Origin of the sequence: Streptomyces sp. NPDC102259 (assembly GCF_044766465.1) — a bacterium.
Lineage (GTDB): Bacteria > Actinomycetota > Actinomycetes > Streptomycetales > Streptomycetaceae > Streptomyces.
Genome location: NZ_JBIWMA010000013.1, coordinates 266,886 through 286,081 on the forward strand (window position 1 = coordinate 266,886; position 19,196 = coordinate 286,081).

Annotated in this window: 15 protein-coding genes; 10 read left to right on the plus strand and 5 right to left on the minus strand. The window is 72.9% G+C overall.

The window, feature by feature from the left end; all coding sequences use genetic code 11:
- Positions 1–89: 89 nt before the first annotated feature.
- The 4 genes from ACIRPU_RS28100 to ACIRPU_RS28115 all read right to left on the minus strand — a co-directional run bounded on the left by ACIRPU_RS28100 (position 90) and on the right by ACIRPU_RS28115 (position 4,342).
- Positions 90–1,103 (minus strand): DNA-3-methyladenine glycosylase family protein, encoded by a 1,014-nt coding sequence (locus ACIRPU_RS28100; RefSeq protein WP_403872097.1) that lies wholly within the window; start codon positions 1,101–1,103, stop codon positions 90–92.
- Positions 1,104–1,351: 248 nt separating this feature from the next.
- Entirely contained in the window at positions 1,352–2,701 is a 1,350-nt protein-coding gene (locus ACIRPU_RS28105; protein WP_403872099.1) for a coenzyme F420-0:L-glutamate ligase, read from the minus strand.
- Positions 2,698–3,657, minus strand: coding sequence for a 2-phospho-L-lactate transferase (gene cofD, locus ACIRPU_RS28110; RefSeq protein WP_403872101.1), 960 nt, complete (start codon positions 3,655–3,657; stop codon positions 2,698–2,700). Before cofD ends, ACIRPU_RS28105 begins: the two co-directional genes overlap by 4 nt.
- A gap of 130 nt (positions 3,658–3,787) precedes the next feature.
- The gene (locus ACIRPU_RS28115; protein WP_403872103.1) at positions 3,788–4,342 is read right to left on the minus strand and encodes a cysteine dioxygenase; all 555 of its coding nucleotides are present in this window, start codon (positions 4,340–4,342) and stop codon (positions 3,788–3,790) included.
- 731 nt (positions 4,343–5,073) lie between these two features.
- On the opposite strand from ACIRPU_RS28115, the gene ACIRPU_RS28120 reads away from it, so the two are divergent.
- From ACIRPU_RS28120 to ACIRPU_RS28130, 3 genes are all read left to right on the plus strand, one after another.
- Positions 5,074–5,343 carry a WhiB family transcriptional regulator gene (locus tag ACIRPU_RS28120; RefSeq protein ID WP_020128551.1) on the plus strand — a complete coding sequence of 90 codons (270 nt, stop codon included), beginning with the start codon at positions 5,074–5,076 and terminating at the stop codon, positions 5,341–5,343.
- A gap of 269 nt (positions 5,344–5,612) precedes the next feature.
- Entirely contained in the window at positions 5,613–9,350 is a 3,738-nt protein-coding gene (locus tag ACIRPU_RS28125; RefSeq protein ID WP_403872105.1) for a glycosyltransferase, read from the plus strand.
- A complete protein-coding gene (locus ACIRPU_RS28130; RefSeq protein WP_403872107.1) occupies positions 9,347–10,870 on the plus strand; it encodes a DUF5719 family protein in 1,524 nt (507 codons plus the stop codon). Before ACIRPU_RS28125 ends, ACIRPU_RS28130 begins: the two co-directional genes overlap by 4 nt.
- 87 nt (positions 10,871–10,957) lie before the next feature.
- Here the strand turns inward: ACIRPU_RS28130 and ACIRPU_RS28135 are convergent, their stop codons facing one another.
- On the minus strand, positions 10,958–11,338 hold the full coding sequence (locus tag ACIRPU_RS28135) for a metallopeptidase family protein (RefSeq protein WP_355704544.1): 381 nt from the start codon (positions 11,336–11,338) through the stop codon (positions 10,958–10,960).
- A 363-nt stretch (positions 11,339–11,701) separates the two neighbouring features.
- On the opposite strand from ACIRPU_RS28135, the gene ACIRPU_RS28140 reads away from it, so the two are divergent.
- The 7 genes from ACIRPU_RS28140 to ACIRPU_RS28170 form a co-directional block, all read left to right on the plus strand.
- The gene (locus ACIRPU_RS28140; RefSeq protein ID WP_403872109.1) at positions 11,702–12,121 is read left to right on the plus strand and encodes a DUF3499 domain-containing protein; all 420 of its coding nucleotides are present in this window, start codon (positions 11,702–11,704) and stop codon (positions 12,119–12,121) included.
- A 668-nt stretch (positions 12,122–12,789) separates the two neighbouring features.
- The gene (locus tag ACIRPU_RS28145) at positions 12,790–14,160 is read left to right on the plus strand and encodes a phosphomannomutase/phosphoglucomutase (RefSeq protein WP_403872111.1); all 1,371 of its coding nucleotides are present in this window, start codon (positions 12,790–12,792) and stop codon (positions 14,158–14,160) included.
- A 428-nt stretch (positions 14,161–14,588) separates the two neighbouring features.
- Positions 14,589–14,759, plus strand: a complete 171-nt coding sequence (locus ACIRPU_RS28150; protein WP_079057723.1) for a Trm112 family protein — start codon at positions 14,589–14,591, stop codon at positions 14,757–14,759.
- Positions 14,760–14,926: 167 nt separating this feature from the next.
- Positions 14,927–16,060 (plus strand): SIS domain-containing protein, encoded by a 1,134-nt coding sequence (locus tag ACIRPU_RS28155; RefSeq protein ID WP_403872114.1) that lies wholly within the window; start codon positions 14,927–14,929, stop codon positions 16,058–16,060.
- 134 nt (positions 16,061–16,194) lie between these two features.
- Positions 16,195–17,346, plus strand: a complete 1,152-nt coding sequence (gene manA / locus ACIRPU_RS28160; protein WP_403872116.1) for a mannose-6-phosphate isomerase, class I — start codon at positions 16,195–16,197, stop codon at positions 17,344–17,346.
- A 135-nt stretch (positions 17,347–17,481) separates the two neighbouring features.
- Complete coding sequence (locus ACIRPU_RS28165; RefSeq protein WP_403872118.1) at positions 17,482–18,462, plus strand: cation diffusion facilitator family transporter; 981 nt, start codon at positions 17,482–17,484, stop codon at positions 18,460–18,462.
- A 353-nt stretch (positions 18,463–18,815) separates the two neighbouring features.
- The coding region (locus ACIRPU_RS28170; RefSeq protein ID WP_403872120.1) for an adenosylhomocysteinase at positions 18,816–19,196 on the plus strand (381 nt) is incomplete at its 3' end.

Consider the following 19,196-nt stretch of genomic DNA (forward strand, 5'->3'; position numbering starts at 1 on the left):
CGGGCAGGGGCGGCGGGGGCGAAACCCTCCGCCCCGACCCCTACCCGAGCTGAGGGGCCCCTCACAAGCGGCTCCTCACAAGCGACCCCTCAGAACTTCCCGATGTCCCACCGAGGCATCTTCGGCACCCGCCGAGCCGGCACCCGCCCGCTCAACAGGATCAACCGAGCCGCCCGATGCCGCTGCCCCGCATACGGCTCCAACAACTCCAGCATCACGGAATCATCGGCGTCCCGATCCCCCGCCAACGCCCACCCGACGATCCCCGGCAGATGCAGATCCCCCACGGTCACCGCATCCGCCGCCCCATGACTGCGCTGCACGGTCTCCGCCGACGTCCACGGCCCGATCCCCGGCACGACCTCCAGCCGAGCCTGAGCCTCGGCCGGAGCCATCCCCACCGCCTCCTCCATCCGCCCGGCGACCCGCACGGCCCGCAGAATCGTCGACGCCCGCTTGTCGTCGACGCCCGCCCGATGCCACTCCCAGGACGGGATCAGCGCCCACGTCCGGGGCGCCGGCATCACCCAGAGCCGTCCGTCCGCCGCAGGCCCCGGCGCCGGCTCCCCGAACTTGCGCACCAGCAGGCGCCACGCCCGATACGCCTCGTCGGTGGTGACCTTCTGCTCCAGCACTGAGGGGATCAACGACTCCAGGACCAGCCCGGTCCGCGTCAGCCTGAGCCCCGGCCGCCGATGCCGGGCCGTCGCCACCACGCGATGCCGGGGCACGAACGCCTCCGGCGTGTCCGAGGCCCCGAGCAACTCCGGCAACCGGTCCAACAGCCACTCCGCGCCCGGCCCCCAGGCCTCCCCGCGCACCGCACCGCCCACCGCGGCGACACGCAGCGTCCCCGGCCCGGCGGGGGTGAGACTCGCCCGCCACACGGACCCGTCCGGCATCGCGCGGAACGTCGGATCACCCGGCCCACGTCGGAGGGGTCCGAGCACCAGACCGAGTTCGAGCGGCCCCTCCGGCACCCAGTTCCGCACCCGCCCGGCCGCCGAGACCTGCCGCGGCACTCCGACGGGCACCCCCACATGCCCACCGCGCACGGTCGTACGCGTGGGCCGCGGGGGCTGGGGAGAGAACCGTCCTGACACGAAGAGTCCCGGGGGAGAGGAAGCGAGGTGCTACGAGAGTAGGCGCACCCACCCACAGGCCACCCCACGACGCCCGTCTCGGCACCACGAAGACCCACCGCCCGACGCCCAGAACGACACCACGCAGTCCGCCGACAACGCCATACCGGTGCCACGCACATCACTGTGCGGCGGGGGTCACCGTGCGACGCACATCACCGTGCGGCGGCCGTCACCGCACGCACCACCCCAACACCCCACAGCGCGCCTCACCGCACCTCGACGAAGTCCGCCACCTCCCGCTCGCCACGGGCCCGGGGCTCCTCCGCCGCGTGTCCGACCGCCACCGCTCCCATCGGGTCCCAGCCCTCCGGCAGCTCCAGCACCTCCCGCACCACGTCCCGGCAGAACATCGTCGACGAGACCCACGCGGACCCCAGCCGCTCCCCGGCCAGCGCGACCAGGAAGTTCTGTACGCCGGCGCCGGTCGCGACCACGAACATCTCCCGCTCGGCCGCGTCCCGCCGCGCGTCGCCGTAGGTGTGCGATCCGTCCATCACCAGACACGGCACCACCAGATAGGGCGCGTTGCGCAGGACGTCGCCCCGCCGCACCCGCTTGGCGATGGACTCCTCGGACTTTCCGTCCCGCCGCAGATCCGCGATCCACGCGTCCCGCATGGCGTCGAGCAGCCGTGCCCTCGACCCCGCCGACTCCAGCAGCACGAACCGCCAGGGCGTCGTGTGATGCGGCGCCGGCGCCGTGACGGCCGCCGCCACCGCCCGCCGTACCGCCCCGGGATCGACCGGCTCGTCGGTGAAGGCCCGCACGGTCCGCCGTTGGGTGACCGCCAGCCGTACCGCCTCGGAGGTCCCGAGCCGGAACATGTCGTCGCGCGCACCGCGCACCATGACGCGCGCCCCGGCGAGCCCGCTCCCGTCGGCCTCGGCGTGCCCGGCGTGCTCGGCGTTCTCGGCCACGACGACGTGCTCCAGCCCCCGGACCACGGCCACGGGCAGCCCGGCGGCCTTCCCCTTCACGAGGTCACCGGCGCCGGCCAGCTCGTCCGCCGTGGCGACGACCGTCGCGCTCAGCGGATTGCCGTGCGCGTCGGTGCCCCCGCGCAGGTCGTCCAGCACCCGTACCCCGGCGGCCCCGATCGCCATGTCGGTGAGCCCGGCGCGCCAGGGCCGTCCGAAGGTGTCGGTGACGACGACCCCGACGTCCACGCCGAGCGCGTCCCGCAGTCCGGCCCGGATCGCCCGCGCCGACGCGTCCGGGTCCTCGGGCAGCAACAGCACGGTTCCCGCCGGGGTGTTGGAGGCGTCCACGCCGGCGGCGGCCATGATCAGCCCCTGCCGGTTCTCGACGATCCGCAGCGCGCCGCGGCGGGCCACGACCCGTACGGTCTCGGCGTCGATCGCGGCCTCCCGGTCGTCCGCCCGGACGACCCGCCCCTCCGCCTTGGACACGATCTTCGAGGTGACGAGCAGGACGTCACCGTCGGCCAGGCCGGGCTCGGCGGTCGCGATCAGCTTCGCGAGGTCGTCCCCGGCCCGCACCTCGGGCAGTCCGTTCACGGCCCAGACCCGGTAACCGGATGTGAAGGACCCGCTCATGCCCCGCGCACCTCCTCGGCCAGTGCCAGCGCCTCCCGGGCCATCCGCGCGGTCGCGTCGAGGTCGCTCATCATCAGCGGGACGGCCCGGCAGCGGATCCCGGCCTCCTCCACCCGCTCCACGGTGCCGGCGTCCACGGTGTCGACGAGCCAGCCGTCGAGGAGACCCGAGCCGTAGTGCTCGGCCACCGCCGCGGCCGTCGACTCCACGCCGACCGCCGCGAGCACCTTGTCGGCCATGCCGCGCACGGGCGCGTCCCCGACGATGGGGGACAGGCCCACCACCGGCACCCCGGCCTCGGCGATCGCCTCGCGGATGCCCGGTACGGCGAGGATCGTGCCGACCGAGACGATCGGGTTGGACGGCGGGAAGAGGATCACGTCCGCCGCCGCGATGGCCTCCAGCACCCCCGGCGCGGGCTTCGCCTGCTCGGCGCCCACGGGCACGACCGCATCCGCGGGCACCGACGCCCGCAGCCGCACCCAGTACTCCTGGAAGTGCACGGCCTTGCGCTCGCCGTCCACCTCGACCGCGACATGGGTCTCCACCCGGTCGTCGGTCATCGGGATGAGCCGGACGCCCGGCTGCCACCGGTCGCACAGCGCCTCGGTCACCGCGCTGAGCGGGTACCCGGCGCCGATCATCTGCGTCCGCACGATGTGTGTGGCGAAGTCCCGGTCGCCCAGCCCGAACCACCCGGGCCCGGCGCCGTACGCCGCGAGCTCCTCCTTCAGATGGAAGGTCTCGTCGGCCCGCCCCCAGCCCTGCTCCTCGTTGATGCCGCCGCCGAGCGTGTACATCACCGTGTCGAGGTCGGGGCAGACCTTCAGCCCGAAGAGGTGGATGTCGTCGCCGGTGTTGCCGATGACCGTGATGTCCGCGTCCGGCACGGCCTGCTTCAGACCGCGCAGGAACCGGGCACCGCCGATGCCGCCTGCCAGAACCACAATGCGCATGAGGGCAAGTCTCGCAGGCGGCCACGGCAGCCCGTCGGCCGGTTGTGGACAACCACCCGCCTGTGGATGTCCGGTCCACCCGTACGAGCCGGCGGCGGTCTGCGGCGGTCGGGCGGCGAACGGCGTCCGCTCACGAGCGGACGGTGTCCACCTCTTCGTACGCGTCGTAGGTGTCGAGCGCGGCGCAGGCGATGGGGGTCCGGCCGGCCGAGCGGAGCCGGGACTCGGTGTGCATGGGCATGTCCGTCAGTCCCGGGAAGTAGACGTGCAGGCTCACCGCGGGCTCCAGCGCGTCGTTGACGACCTCGTGCGCGTACCCCGGCGCGAACACCCTCTGCACCCCCGCCCCCAGCACCCGCTTGCCGCGCTCCGTGCGCTCGGTCAGCTCGCCGTCCAGGACGGTGAGCACACCGGAGGACCCGCCGTGGTCGTGCAGACCGCTGCCCTGGCCGGGCACCCAGGACAGCAGCCACACCTCGTAGCCGGGACCGGTGCGCAGCCGGTGGTACCAACGGGTCGTCGCGTCGTACCGGACCAGGTGTTCCCACTGGGCGCGGTCCGCGGCGATCGAGCGGGCCAGGCCGACGAACTCGGCGACGGTGGCCGGGTGCTCGCGCGGAGCCTGGAGGAGGTGCGGGACTTCGAGGATGTCGCCCGCGATCTGGAGGTCGCTGTCGCTGTTCATGGGGTGCGGTGGTCCTCGGCGGAGAGGCGGAAGAGTGGGGGGCCTGCGGGGTGTCGCGTACCGTCCGCCCGGATCACGGGTGGAGCAGGAGCGCCCTGGTGTGGGCCGATGGAGACAGCAGCCGAGTCGCGGTGGACTCAGGAGGAGCAGCCGGAGCGCGTTGGGCTCAACAGCTGGAACGACGACAACAGCTACAGCGAGCGCGGGCAGCACCGTGGGACCCGGCGGAGCCGGTCGAGGTGAGTGCCAAGTTCGCGAGCATGCCCATAAGGACAGCGGTTCACACCTTCACTGTCAACTCGACGCCCGGTATGTGGGACAGGGTTCACCTCATCCGGTCCATCTCGGAGGTGAAAGGTTTGTGCAGGCGTTCTTCGGGACACATGGCGCACATGCCGGGCGCGCAAGCCTCGTGGCGATCCCGTGATCCGACTGTGATCATGTTCGCTTCCGCGTGCGTGCCGCAACGGGATCGCACCTTTGGGCGTCCTTCTCCGTGGAAGCGCTGAGCGGGGCCGGTGGCCCTCCGGGGCTTCATCTGCTTGTCAAGGTTTATGGCGATTTGAACACTTACCGCATGGCCTTGGTTCCGCAGAGTGAATAAGGGACCCAATAGCAGATCTCGGCTTGACTCGCCCGGAGCAGCACACTTGTAATTTCACTCGTGTCGTTCAGCCGAAATCGGTAACGGCCAGGTCACGGGGACGCGAAAGACAGAGCGAGGGGCGCACATGACCGAGCTGGTGCAGCAACTGCTGGTCGACGTCGACGACGCGGACGAGGAACTCGGCTGGCAGGAGCGCGCGCTGTGCGCCCAGACCGATCCCGAGTCCTTCTTCCCCGAGAAGGGCGGCTCCACCCGCGAGGCGAAGAAGGTCTGCCTCGCCTGCGAGGTCCGCTCCGAATGCCTCGAGTACGCGCTCGCCAACGACGAGAGATTCGGCATCTGGGGCGGCCTCTCCGAGCGGGAGCGCCGCCGGCTGAAGAAGGCGGCGGTCTGAGTACCGCCCGCTTCGACAGCACCAGGGCGTCGCGGCGTCGCGGTACGCGCAGGCAGGGGTCCGAACGGCCCGTCGCACGTGGGTTGCCCACAGGCGGCGGGCCGTCGCCCGCCCGCCGCCCGCCCGTCGCCCGCCCGCCGCCCTCATCGAGCCGCTGCGCGCCGCCCCTTCTGGTTCAGCCGATAGTGTGGGCGCTCGTCCGAGACACCCAGCCGACCCACACGGCGCAGGCGTCCACCGCAGTCCACCGAACCGGGGCCCGTACCTCGATGTCCGTGCACAGCCACACGGCAGCCCAGCAAGACCGCGCTGCCACACCTGAGTTCCCGCGTCATGTAGTGACCGCGGTGATCGTCGCCCACGACGGCGCCCGCTGGCTGCCCGACGCGCTCGCCGGGCTGCTCGGCCAGGAGCGCCCCGTCCAGTCCGTGATGGCCGCCGACACCGGCAGCTCGGACGACTCCGCCCGCCTGGTCACCGAGGCCCTCGGCGACGACCGCGTCCTGCACCTCGCCCGGCGCACCGGGTTCGGCCAGGCCGTGGAGGAGGCCAACCGTACGGCCCCGGTCCTCACCCCCGAGGAACTGCCGTACCTGAAGCGCCCCAGCGGCTGGGACCCCGTCACGCGCACGTGGCGCGACGACGCCTACGACCTGCCGGAGCTCCCGCACGGAGAGCCCGTCCAGTGGCTGTGGCTGCTGCACGACGACAGCGCCCCGGAACCGGACGCACTGGCCGAACTGCTGCGCGTGGTCGACAACGAACTCGAACTGGGCCGGGACGACGTGGCCGTCGTCGGCCCCAAGCTCCGCGGCTGGTACGACCGCCGCCAGCTCCTCGAGGTCGGCGTCACCATCGCCCACTCCGGCCGCCGCTGGACCGGCCTGGACCGCCGCGAACAGGACCAGGGCCAGCACGACCACGTCCGCTCCGTGCTGTCCGTGTCCACCGCGGGCATGCTGATCCGCCGCGACGTCTTCGAACAGCTCGGCGGCTTCGACCGCCGCCTGCCCCTGATGCGCGACGACGTCGACCTGTGCTGGCGCGCGCAGGCCGCCGGCCACCGCGTCCTCATCGCCCCCGAGGCCGTCGTACGGCATGCCGAGGCCGCCTCCCGCGAGCGCCGCACCGTCGACTGCGCGGGCCGCACCAGCGCCTCCCCGCACAAGGTCGACAAGGCCGGCGCCGTCTACACCCTCCTCGTCAACAGCCGCACCGCCCTGCTGCCCTGGATCCTGGTGCGCCTGGTCCTCGGCACGCTGCTGCGGACCGTCGCCTACCTCGTCGGCAAGGTCCCCGGACAGGCCGTCGACGAGATCCGCGGCCTGCTGGGCACCCTGCTGCGACCCGAGCGGATCATCGCCGGGCGGCGCAGGCGCGGAAAGCCGACGGTCGACAAGGATGAACTGCGCCCCCTGTTCCCGCCACCCGGCGCGACCGTGCGGGCCACCGTCGAACAGGTCGCCGGCGACTTCTTCGGCTCCTCCGACCCCGAGGCCACCTCCGGCGCGGGCCGGCACGGCGGCGCCGTCGAGTCCGGACCCGGCGGCGACGACGCCGACTTCCTGGAGATCGAGCAGTTCGCCCGCCTCAAGCGCATCGCGCGCAAGCCCGGCCCGGTGCTCTTCCTGGTCCTGCTGCTCGTCTCCCTGGTCGCCTGCCGCAACCTCCTCGGCGGCGGCGCGCTCGCGGGCGGCGCCCTGCTGCCCGCCCCGGCCGACGCCTCCGAGCTGTGGTCGCGCTACCTCGACGCCTGGCATCCGATCGGCGCGGGCGGCACCCCGTCCGCCCCGCCCTACCTCGCGGTCATCGCGATGCTGGCCACCCTGCTGTTCGGCTCGACCGGGCTCGCCCTCACCGTGCTGCTCGTCTGCTCGGTGCCGCTGGCCGGCCTCACCGCCTACTTCGCCTCCCGCCCGCTCGTCGAGTCCCGCCTCCTGCGCGCCTGGGCGGCCGTCGTCTACGCCTTCCTGCCCGCCGCCACCGGCGCTCTCGCCGGCGGCCGGGTCGGCACCGCCGTGCTGGCCGTCCTGCTGCCGCTCATCGCCCGCGCGGGCGTCGCCGCGAGCGGCCTCACGCACGCGTCCGGCGCTCGCGGCAGCTGGCGCGCCACCTGGGCCTACGCACTGCTGCTGACGATCGCCACGGCGTTCACGCCGATCGTCTGGCCCATCGCGCTCGTCCTCGGCCTCGCGGTGCTGGCCGTGCGCCGCCGCGAGATCACCGCCTACGGCCTGCGCTTCCTGATCCAGCTGGGCACGCCCCTGCTGATCCTCGCGCCCTGGTCGCTGTCCCTGCTGCCGTTCGGCTTCTTCACCCAGGCCGGCCTCGACCACGGCCCGTCGACCGCCACCACGCTCGACCTCCTCGGCGCCAGCCCCGGCGGCCCCGGCACCGTCGACGGCCTGATGCTCATCGGCATCGTGCTGGCCGCGCTGGCCGCGCTGCTGCGCTCCGAGCGCCACTTCGGCGTCTGGGCGGCCTGGGCGGCCGCCCTCGTGGGCCTCGTCTTCGCGGTCCTGTCCAACCGCTCCACCTGGGCCGGACCCGCCACCCTCGTCTACGGCATCGCCCTCCTCGCCGCCGCCGTCATCGGCGCCGACGGGGCACGCACGCGTGTCGCCGAGCAGAGCTTCGGCTGGCGCCAGCCGGTGGCCGCCCTCATCGCCTTCGCCTCGGCCGCCGGCCCGCTGCTCGTCGCCGCCGGCTGGATGATCGGCGGCGCCGACGGCCCCCTGGAGCGCCGCGACCCCGTACAGGTGCCCGCGTTCGTCGCCGAGGAGGCCGGCAACCGCGACCAGGCCCGCACCCTCGTCCTCGACAGCGACTCCGCCGCGCACGTCGCCTACATGCTGGTCCGCGGCTCCGGCGCCCGCCTCGGCGACGCCGAACTCGCCGCGGCCGACGGCGAGAACAAGCAGCTCGACAAGGTCGTCGCCAATCTCGTCGCCGGCTCCGGCGCCGACCAGGCCGACCAGCTCGGCAAGTTCGCCGTGGGCTACGTCCTCGTCCACAAGGGCGCGCCCCGCGACGTCACCCGCGTCCTGGACGCCACACCCGGCCTGAAGCGGCTCAGCCAGCAGGACGGCAGCGCCCTGTGGCGGGTCGACCAGGAGGTCTCCCGCGCGGCCGTCGTCGCCGACTCCGGCAAGGGCACCGCGACCCCGGTCGCCGCGGGCCCCGTGGACATCCACACCACCCTCCCCGACGGCTCCGGCAGCCGCGTCCTGCGCCTGGCCGACACCGCCGCCGAAGGCTGGACGGCCACCCTCGACGGCAAGCCCCTCACCCCCACCACCGTCGACGGCTGGGCCCAGGGCTTCGAACTACCCGCCTCGGGCGGCGAACTGGACGTCACCTACGACGACCCCTTCACCCACACCGCCTGGCTGTGGGCGCAGGGCTTCCTCGCACTCGTCCTCGTCGTCCTCGCCCTTCCCGGCCGCCGCCGCGACGTCGACGACGACCTTCCCGAGGAGGAGCCGATCCCGGCCCAGGCGGCCGACGGCGAGGGCCGCCGCGCCCGCCGCCTGCGCGCCCAGGCCGAGGCCGAGTCCGAGGCCGAAGAGCCCGGCCAGAACGAGGAGTTCCCGTCTCCTCCGCAGGAGGAGACCCCGGTCGCGGTCCCCCAGCAGCAGTCTTACGACATGGGAGACCCCCCGGGCGGGCAGGACGGGCAGGGCGGGGCCTGGGGCGGGGACCGGGCAAGCTACGCGGGCGCCGAGTACGGCGGTTACGGGGGCGAGCAGTACCAGGGCGCCCAGCAGTATCCGTCGGGCGGCTACGACCAGCAGGCCTACGACCCCTACCAGGCCGGCCAGTACGACCCGTACACCTACGACGGCCAGGCCCAGCAGGCGCCGTACGACCAGACGTACCAGCAGCAGGGCTACGACCCGTCGGCCTACGATCAGGGCGGCTACGACCCCGCCTACGACCCCGCCTACGACCCGGACCGGCCCCCGCACGGCCCCGACAGCGAGCGCCCCGACGGGAGCCAGCAGTGAACCGCACCACCATGTCCCTGATCGCCGGCACGGCCGCGCTCGCCGCGGTCACCGGGTTCGCCACGCTCAACCAGCCGGACGCGGCCGGCCCGGACACCGCCAAGGCGGCCGCCGAACTGCCCGTGGAGCGCACGAGTCTGCTCTGCCCCTCGCCCAGCACCTCCGACCTCGCCGACACCTCGTACACGTCCTTCACGCCCGTCACCAAGGGCACGGACGGCGACGGCACGGCCGAACTCGTGGCAGCCACCACGGAGTCGGCGGCAACGCCGAGCGACAAGACGAGCGACAAGACGAGTGGCAAGACGAGCGACAAGAAGAAGGCGACGAAGCCCGTCGTCACGCCCAAGGCGCCCGGCACCCCGGCCGTCGGCGACACCTCCGGCGGCGAGGCGCCCGCGCTGCTGGGCACCGCCGAGGGGAAGTTCGCACCCGGCTGGACCGTCCAGGAGACCACCGAGGTAGCCGCCGGCAGCGGCCGCGGCCTCCAGGGCGTCACCTGCACCGCGCCGGACACGGAGTTCTGGTTCCCGGGCGTCAGCACCGCCGCCGACCGCACGGACTACGTCCACCTCACCAACCCCGACGACTCCGCCGCCGTCGCCGACATCGAGCTCTACGGCAAGGACGGCGCCCTCTCGACCACGGTGGGGGAGGGCATCACGATCCCGGCGCACTCCAGCGAGCCGATCCTGCTGTCCACGCTCACCGGCGAGAAGCAGGAGGACCTCACCGTCCACGTCAACGTCCGCAGCGGCCGTGTGGGGGCCGCCGTCCAGGCCCTGGACGAGAAGCTCGGCGGGGACTGGCTGGCCGCCTCCGCCGACCCGGCGGGCACCCAGGTCGTCCCGGGCATCCCCAAGGACGCCACGGCCGTCCGGCTCATCGCCTACGCCCCGGGTGACGCGGACGCGGACCTGAAAGTCCAACTCGCCTCCGCCTCGGGCCTGATCACCCCCGCCGGACACGAGACGCTGCACGTCAAGGCGGGCATGACGGCCTCGGTCGACCTGGGCGACGTCACACGCGGGGAGGCCGGCTCGCTGGTCCTGACCCCGACGGGCCAGTCGGTGCCCGTCGTCGCGGCCGTACGGGTCCTGCGCGGCAAGGGCACCGACCAGGAGTCGGCGTTCATCACCGCCACCGCCCCGGTCGGCACGCGCGCGTCCGCCGCCGACAACAGCGCCAAGGGCTCCACCCTCTCCCTGACCGCCCCCAAGGGCACCGCCAAGGTCAAGGTCACCGCGTCGGCCGGCAGCGGCGGCGGCACGGCCGTGTCCAAGACGTACACGGTCAAGGCCGGCACCACCCAGGACGTCGAACTCCCCGTCCCCACGGGCCTGAAGGGAACCTACGCACTGACCGTGGAACCCCTCACGGACACCCCGGTCTACGCCTCCCGCACCCTGTCGGCCACGCAGGAGGGCGTCCCGGGCTTCACGATCCAGACCCTGCCGGACGACCGGGGCACGGTGGCCGTCCCAGCGGCCGACGAGGACGTCGCGGTGTTGCAGAAGTAACCCGAAAGGGCTGTCGAGGTACCCCGGAAGAGGGGCATGGGGGACGAGGCGAGGGAGACCGGGGGACGGGGAGAGGGGAAGACCGGCTCAGTCCTCGCCGTAGCGCGGATCCACCGTCTCCGGGGTCAGCCCCAACAGCTCCGCGACCTGCTCCACGACCACCTCGTGCACCAACGCGGCCCGCTCGTCGCGCCCCTTGGTGCGGATCTCGACCGGCCGCCGGTAGACGACGACCCGCGCCCGTCCTCCCTCGCGCGCGGGAATCGTCCCGCCCAGCGGGACCGCCTCGTCGTTCCACGGCTCCGGGGCCGCGTCCAGCCGCGGCACCTCCAGCACCATGAAGTCGATGTCGGCGAGCTGCGGCCACCGCCGCTCCAGCCGTTCCACGGAGTCCTGCACCAGATCCGCGAACACATCGGAGCGGCTGGCGGCCAACGGGACCTGGGGCGGCGCGATCGGGCCTCGCATGCCCCGGCCGTGGCGGTCGCGACGACGGGGTCCGGGGCCTGCGGCGGGGGGCGGTACGGGGCTGTCCATCACTACTGAAGCGTAGTCCCCGCCGAGACCCGGCGCCCGGCCCCACACGGCAACCCGACCGCGACCGGCCGCCGTACCCCGTATGTCGCGGGATGATCATTTCAGCCAAGGTTGGGCTCGATTCCGCACCTCTCCGAGACCGGTGAACTCATCGCAATTGATGCCGTTTGTGTCGAGTGGTGACCACGAGTCGACGCCTTCCTCTGTTCAAGGCCTGGTGTTCGCGCAGGTCAGCGGGGTATGACTGGAGAGGCGCGTGGGGCGTTTCACAACACGACACGGTGGAGTGACCTGATGGAGAGTCGTCGCGGCCCGCTCAAGAGTGCGGTACCGTCCAACGTCGTGAGCCCTGTACGTCGCTGTTCGCGAACTGCCTGCGGCCGACCCGCCGTCGCGACGCTGACGTACGTCTACGCCGACTCGACCGCGGTCCTCGGCCCGCTCGCCACCTACGCCGAACCCCACTGCTACGACCTGTGCGCCGAGCATTCCGAGCGCCTCACCGCCCCGCGCGGCTGGGAGGTCGTCCGGCTCCTCGACGGTTCGGCTCCCGCGCGCCCCAGCGGTGACGACCTGGAAGCGCTTGCCAACGCGGTCCGCGAGGCGGCCCGCCCGCAGGGACGCGTGGCCGGAACCGGCGGCGGACGTGCGATCGACCCGATGGAGGTCGCGCGCCGCGGCCACCTGCGGGTGCTGCGCTCGCCGGACAACTGAGCCGAGCCTCTCCTCTCGCCCCACCGCTCTGCCCTCTCGTCCACACGGACATCCCATTCAGCCGGTGAATGGGCAAGCGCTTTCCGCGTGATGGGCACCACCCACACCCACACCCACACCCACACCCACACCCACACCCACGTCTCCGCGCAACTCGCCTGCATCGGAGCCACCTTGGCGGACGCCGGGACCCGGGCTCCCGTACCGCACGCGCGCGTGCCCGCCGCCGAAGTGGTACGCGCATCCGTGCTGACGCGCACCCGCAGCGAGGAGTTGGACGGGCGGCGCCGTGGCCCTACTTGGCGTCCACGCGCGCGTGACGCACGGGAACAGGTCGCGACCGTGCACGAGTTGAGGCGCGTGATCGTCTCTCGCCACAGAACCCCACCATCGCCTGCGCCGCCGTCGGCCTCGCGGGCCGGGAGGAGCACCGGCTACGCAAAGTGCTCCCCGGAGCCTCGGACTGCTCCCGGCGAAGTCCGGATCGTGGTCGCCCGGGGCTCGCCCGTGCCGCCGCACCGGATGCTGCCCCGGCGGCGACCCCACCTCGGAAGACGGCGGAGAATAGCGGCACGGTTACGTCTGTGGGTCCACTCGGCGGCCGCACCGCGGGCGGTGAACCGGCCCGGGTAGTTTGTGGTGACCTACAGACTTCAGGAAGGTTGGCCGTGGCTGCTGATCTGTCACAGATCGTGAAGGCGTACGACGTACGCGGGGTGGTCCCGGACCAGTGGGACGAGTCGCTCGCCGAGCTGTTCGGGGCCGCCTTCACCCGGGTGACCGGCGCCGAGGCGATCGTCGTCGGCCATGACATGCGCCCCTCCTCGCCCGCCCTGACCCGCGCCTTCGCGCGCGGGGCGGCGGCACTCGGCGTACACGTCACCGAGATCGGCCTCTGCTCGACGGACCAGCTGTACTACGCCTCGGGCGCGCTCGACCTGCCCGGCGCCATGTTCACGGCCTCGCACAATCCGGCCCAGTACAACGGCATCAAGCTGTGCCGCGCGGGCGCCGCCCCGGTCGGCCAGGACACGGGCCTCACCGAGATCCGTGAACTGGTGGAGCGCTGGACGGACTCGGGCGCCCCCGCTCCGGCCCCGGCCCCGGCCCCGGGAACCATCACCTCGGCCGACACGTTGAAGGACTACGCGGCGCACCTCCGCGCACTCGTCGACCTCACCTCCATCCGCCCCCTGAAGGTCGTGGTCGACGCGGGTAACGGCATGGGCGGCCACACCGTCCCCACGGTCTTCGACGGCCTGCCCCTGACGCTCGTCCCGATGTACTTCGAACTGGACGGCACCTTCCCCAACCACGAGGCCAACCCTCTGGACCCGGCGAACCTCGTGGACCTCCAGAAGCGCGTCCGCGAGGAGTCCGCCGACCTCGGCCTCGCCTTCGACGGCGACGCCGACCGCTGCTTCGTCGTCGACGAGCGGGGCGAGCCGGTCCCGCCGTCCGCGATCACGGCCCTGGTGGCCGCCCGCGAACTCGCGCGCAACGGCGGCAAGGGCACGATCATCCACAACCTGATCACCTCCTGGACCGTCCCGGAGGTGGTGAAGGAGAACGGCGGCACCACCGTCCGCACCCGCGTCGGTCACTCCTTCATCAAGGCGGAGATGGCCCGCTCCGGCGCGATCTTCGGCGGCGAGCACTCGGCGCACTACTACTTCAAGGACTTCTGGAACGCCGACACGGGCATGCTGGCCGCCCTCCACGTCCTCGCGGCCCTCGGCGGTCAGGACGGCCCGCTCTCCTCCCTGGTCGCCGAGTACGACCGCTACACCGGCTCCGGCGAGATCAACTCCACGGTCGCCGACCAGGCCGACCGCATCGCCGCGATCAAGGCGGCCTACGGCGACCGTGAGGACGTCACCCTGGACGAACTCGACGGCCTGACCGTCACCTCCACCGACTGGTGGTTCAACGTCCGCCCCTCCAACACGGAGCCCCTCCTCCGCCTCAACGCGGAAGCCCGCGACGAACCGACGATGGCCAAGATCCGCGACGAGGCACTGACCATCATCCGAGCCTGAGGGCCGCAGCCTCAGGGGTACAAGGGGCGAAGCCCCTGGAGGCGAGACCGGACAAGGGCGTCGGGGGCGAACCCGGACGCCCAGCCCCGCGCCCACCCGGACGCCCGCCCCTGCGTCACCCCGACGGCCACCCCTGCGCTCACCGGCACGTCACCCCGAGGCCCACCCCTGTGCCCACCCGGACGCCGCCCCGACGCGCACCCCTGTGCCCACCGGGACGTCACCCCGACGCGCACCCCTGTGCCCACCGGGACGCCACCCCGACGCGCACCCCTGCGCCCACCCGGACACCCACCCCGACGCGCCGACCACCAGCCCCATCCCCCACACGCCCCTCCCACCCCACCCAGTCCCGCCCAACGCCCACGCCCCAACCCCACCAGCGGTACCCTGACCAGGCACATCCGCACACCCCGAAGGGACACCCCATGCCGCTCGAAGCCGGCCTCCTGGAGATCCTCGCCTGCCCCGCCTGTCACTCTCCCCTCAAGGAGCAGGACACGGAGCTGATCTGCACGGGTCAGGACTGCGGCCTGGCATACCCCGTCCGCGACGGCATCCCCGTCCTCCTCGTCGACGAGGCCCGCCGCCCCGCGTAACAACGCGCCGCGCGACCGCACCCCGCGCCGCCGCCGTCCCAGGCCGAACGCCCCGACGCCCGGCCGCGCACGGCGCCACGTACGACCCCTCCCGGGCGCGCCCCCGCCGCAGCTCGGCCCCCGGCCCCGCAAACCGACGACGCCCCAGGCGATCGGAGACTGCCGACATGCTCGACGACTCGCTGCTCGACACGCCGCAAGCCCTGACCGAGGCCGATCACCGGGCTCTCCTGCGCGGCGCGGCCGAGGCCGGCGCCCGCGTCCGCACCGCCGCCCGGTACGCGGCCGAGGCCGGCGTCCACGACCTCCAGCCGGACGGCCGCCCCCGCGCGATCCTCATCGCGGGCCCCGGCGCGGCGGCCACCTGCGTCGCCGACCTCCTCGGCACGCTCGCCGGCGCCGCCTGCCCCGTCATCCGTCTGGCACCCACCGGCGTCGCCCCCGCCGCAGGCGCCCTGCGCTGGGAACTCCCCGGCTGGGCGGGCTCCGTGGACCTTCTCCTCATCGCCACCCCCGACGGCAGCGAGCCCGGCCTCTCCCTCCTCGCCGAGCAGGCCTACCGCCGCGGCTGCACGGTCGCCGCCGTGGCCCCCGCCGACTCCCCGCTCACCGAAGCGGCCGGCGCCGCCCACGGACTGTTCGTGCCGCTCGCGATCGCACCGTACGAACAGGACGAGGGAGTACCGGACGCGGCCTCCGCCCCCGGAATCCTCTGGGCCCTCCTCACCCCCCTGCTCGCCCTCCTCGACCGCGTCGCCCTGCTCTCCGCCCCGCCCGAGGAGCTCGAACGGGTCGCCGACCGGCTCGACCAGGTCGCCGAACGCTGCGGCCCCGCCGTCGCGACCTACAGCAACCCGGCGAAGACCCTGGCCGGCGAACTCGCCGACTCCCTCCCGGTGATCTGGACCGAAGGCACCTCGGCCGGCCCCGCGGGCCGCCGCTTCGCCGCCGCCCTCGCCGAACTCGCCGGCCGCCCCGCCCTGGTGGCCGAACTCCCCCAGGCCCTCGCCGAGCACAACGCGATCCTCGCCGGCCCCCTCGCCGCCAGCGCCGACCCGGACGACTTCTTCCGCGACCGCGTCGAGGAAGCCCCCGCGCTGCACGCGCGCGTGGTGCTGCTGCGCGACCGTCCGATCGGCGGCCTCACCGCCGCCTCGGCCGCCCGCGAACTGGCCCTCAGCCACGACACGCCGATCAGCGAACTCGAGCCCGAAGCAGGCGACGAACTCGTCACCCTCGCCGAACTGATCGCCACCACGGATTTCGCCGCCGTCTACCTGGCCCTCGCCTCAGGCTCCTGACCGCCCCCGACCGTCACCCGAGAAACACCGAACGGCAGACGGCGGACACCGGACGGCGGACGGCAGACGGCGAAGACAAGCGACCGACGGCAGAAGACCGACAGACCGGCAGACCGGCAGGCAGAGAGAACCGCATGGACCGCCTCGACAACACCGTCCGCCCCTACGCCTGGGGTTCCCCCACCGCGATCCCGCACCTGCTCGGCACCGAGCCGACCGGCGAACCGCAGGCCGAGATGTGGATGGGCGCCCACCCGGGCGCACCCTCACGCACCGACCGAGGCACCCTCGTCGAGATCATCGAGAGCGACCCGCGACAGGAACTCGGCGCGGCGACGGTCACCAAGTTCGGCCCCCGCCTTCCCTTCCTCCTCAAGATCCTCGCCGCCGGCGCCCCCCTCTCCCTCCAGGTCCACCCCGACCTGCGACAGGCCAAGGAGGGATACGAGGACGAGGAGCGCCGCGGCATCCCCGTCGACGCACCGCACCGCAACTACAAGGACGCCAACCACAAGCCCGAACTCATCTGCGCCCTCACTGAGTTCGACGGCCTGTGCGGCTTCCGCGCCCCCTCGCACGCGGCAGACCTCCTGGACGGCCTCGGCGTCGACTCCCTCAAGCCGTACGTCGACCTCCTGCACGCCCAGCCGGAGGAGGCCGCCCTGCGCGAAGTCCTCACCGCGATCCTCACCGCCGACCGCGAGGAGATGGCCCACACCGTCGCCCAGGCAGCGGCCGCCTGTGACCGCCTCGGCGGCGACTACGCCCCCTACGCCGGTATCGCCCACCACTACCCCGGCGATCCCGGCGTCATCGCCGCGATGCTGCTGAACCACGTCAGGCTCCAGCCCGGCGAGGCCCTGTTCCTCGGCGCCGGCATTCCGCACGCCTACCTCGACGGCCTCGGCGTCGAGATCATGGCCAACTCCGACAACGTCCTGCGCTGCGGCCTCACCCCCAAGCACGTCGACGTCCCCGAACTCCTGCGCATCGTCCGCTTCGAACCCGCGGACCCCGGCGTCCTGCGCCCCGAAGCCGCCCCGGACGGCGAAGAGGTCTACGACACCCCCATCGACGAGTTCCGCCTGTCGCGCTACGTCCTCTCGCCCGGCGCCCCCGCCCACGACCTCACCCTCGCCACCCCGCAGATCCTGCTCTGCACCGCGGGCACCGTCCGGGCGGGCGAGCACGCGCTGACGCCCGGCACGTCTGTCTTCGTCCCGGCGGGGCACAAGGCCGAAGTGACCGGGGCGGGTACGGTCTTCCGGGCCACGGTCGTCGTATGACTCCTGTCGTGACGACCTGACGCACCGCTGCCGATCAGGGCTGCAAGAATGGCCCCCCGGCAAAGGACGGGCAAAGCCGAAGAAGGCCGCGCCCTGCACGGCGTACGCACGAAGGCGAAGGGACAACGCGAAAACATGAGCGCGTCAGGCGGCACCAAGGCGATCGTGGCGGCACTCGGGGCCAACCTCGCGATCGCGGCATCGAAGTTCGTGGCGTTCGCGTTCAGCGGCTCGTCTTCGATGCTCGCCGAAGGCGTGCACTCGCTCGCCGACTCCGGCAACCAGGCCCTGCTCCTCGTCGGCGGCAAGAAGGCCCAGCGCGAGGCGACCCCGCAACACCCCTTCGGCTACGGCCGTGAACGCTACATCTACGCCTTCCTCGTCTCCATCGTCCTCTTCTCGGTCGGCGGCATGTTCGCCATCTACGAGGGCTACGAGAAGATCAAGCACCCGCACCAGATCGAGCACTGGTACTGGCCCGTCGGGGTCCTCGTCTTCGCGATCATCGCCGAGAGCTTCTCCTTCCGCACCGCCATCAAGGAGTCCAACCCGCTGCGGGGCGACCACTCCTGGAAGGAGTTCGTCCGCCGCGCCAAGGCCCCCGAGCTCCCGGTCGTCCTCCTGGAGGACCTCGGCGCCCTCGTCGGCCTGGTCCTCGCGCTCGGCGGCGTCGGCCTGGCGCTGCTCACCGACGACGGCGTCTGGGACGGCATCGGCACGCTCTGCATCGGCATCCTCCTCGTCCTCATCGCACTGGTCCTGGCCGCCGAGACCAAGTCCCTCCTGCTCGGTGAGGCCGCCACCACCGAAGACGTCCGCAAGATCGAGGCGGCGGTCGTCGACGGCGCCACCGTCACCCGCGTCATCCACATGCGCACCCTCCACCTCGGCCCCGAGGAACTCCTGGTCGCCGCCAAGATCGCCGTCCAGCACGACGACACCGCCGGCCAGGTCGCCACCGCCATCAACGCCGCCGAGGCCCGCATCCGCGCCGCGGTCCCCATCGCCCGCGTCATCTACCTCGAGCCCGACATCTACAGCGAGGCCGAGGCCGCCAAGGGCGGCGACCCCGAGGCGACCCCGGGCGGCCCCGCCCAGCACCCGACCGAGCACTGACCCGCACCGAGCACTCACCCGCACCACCCCGGCAGGGCCCGCCCACACCAGGCGGGCCCTGCCGCCGTTTCCACCTCCTCATCCCCCTCACCGACTGTGATCGGCGCGATCTGACCGGAGATGGACTGGGGCCGCCCCGCCACTCCGGTGTAGCTTGGAACGGAGCCAGACGTCGCTGCTGATGGCGGTCGGGCGGTCCCTGTGCGGACCGTCCGAGGGAGAGAGGGCCTCCGACGGACTGCGCTGCGCGCACGCGGGCATGCCCGTGCCCTTCTCTGGGCACCCCTGTGTCCGCCGCCGCGCAGACCAGCCGTACCCACTCTCTCCACCCCGATCCCGAGGAGCAGCACCCCATGACGACTGTCGACAACCGACAGGACTTCAAGGTCGCCGATCTCTCCCTGGCCGCTTTCGGCCGCAAGGAGATCACCCTGGCCGAGCACGAGATGCCCGGCCTGATGTCGATCCGCAGGGAGTTCGCCGACGCGCAGCCGCTGGCGGGCGCCCGGATCATGGGCTCCCTGCACATGACGGTGCAGACGGCCGTCCTGATCGAGACCCTGGTGGCGCTGGGCGCCGAGGTCCGCTGGGTGTCCTGCAACATCTTCTCCACCCAGGACCATGCGGCCGCGGCGATCACGGTGGGCCCCAACGGCACGCCCGAGGACCCGCGGGGTGTTCCGGTCTTCGCCTGGAAGGGCGAGAGCCTGGAGGAGTACTGGTGGTGCACGGAG

What these genes read in the sequence shown, in the direction of transcription:
- ACIRPU_RS28135 (WP_355704544.1), bottom strand. Translation starts at nt 11,338, where the DNA reads ATGCGAGGCCCGATCGCGCCGCCCCAGGTCCCGTTGGCCGCCAGCCGC.
- ACIRPU_RS28120 (WP_020128551.1), top strand. Translation starts at nt 5,074, where the DNA reads ATGACCGAGCTGGTGCAGCAACTGCTGGTCGACGTCGACGACGCGGAC.
- ACIRPU_RS28165 (WP_403872118.1), top strand. Translation starts at nt 17,482, where the DNA reads ATGAGCGCGTCAGGCGGCACCAAGGCGATCGTGGCGGCACTCGGGGCC.
- manA (WP_403872116.1), top strand. Translation starts at nt 16,195, where the DNA reads ATGGACCGCCTCGACAACACCGTCCGCCCCTACGCCTGGGGTTCCCCC.
- ACIRPU_RS28155 (WP_403872114.1), top strand. Translation starts at nt 14,927, where the DNA reads ATGCTCGACGACTCGCTGCTCGACACGCCGCAAGCCCTGACCGAGGCC.
- ACIRPU_RS28105 (WP_403872099.1), bottom strand. Translation starts at nt 2,701, where the DNA reads ATGAGCGGGTCCTTCACATCCGGTTACCGGGTCTGGGCCGTGAACGGA.
- ACIRPU_RS28150 (WP_079057723.1), top strand. Translation starts at nt 14,589, where the DNA reads ATGCCGCTCGAAGCCGGCCTCCTGGAGATCCTCGCCTGCCCCGCCTGT.
- cofD (WP_403872101.1), bottom strand. Translation starts at nt 3,657, where the DNA reads ATGCGCATTGTGGTTCTGGCAGGCGGCATCGGCGGTGCCCGGTTCCTG.
- ACIRPU_RS28125 (WP_403872105.1), top strand. Translation starts at nt 5,613, where the DNA reads ATGTCCGTGCACAGCCACACGGCAGCCCAGCAAGACCGCGCTGCCACA.
- ACIRPU_RS28140 (WP_403872109.1), top strand. Translation starts at nt 11,702, where the DNA reads ATGGAGAGTCGTCGCGGCCCGCTCAAGAGTGCGGTACCGTCCAACGTC.
- ACIRPU_RS28115 (WP_403872103.1), bottom strand. Translation starts at nt 4,342, where the DNA reads ATGAACAGCGACAGCGACCTCCAGATCGCGGGCGACATCCTCGAAGTC.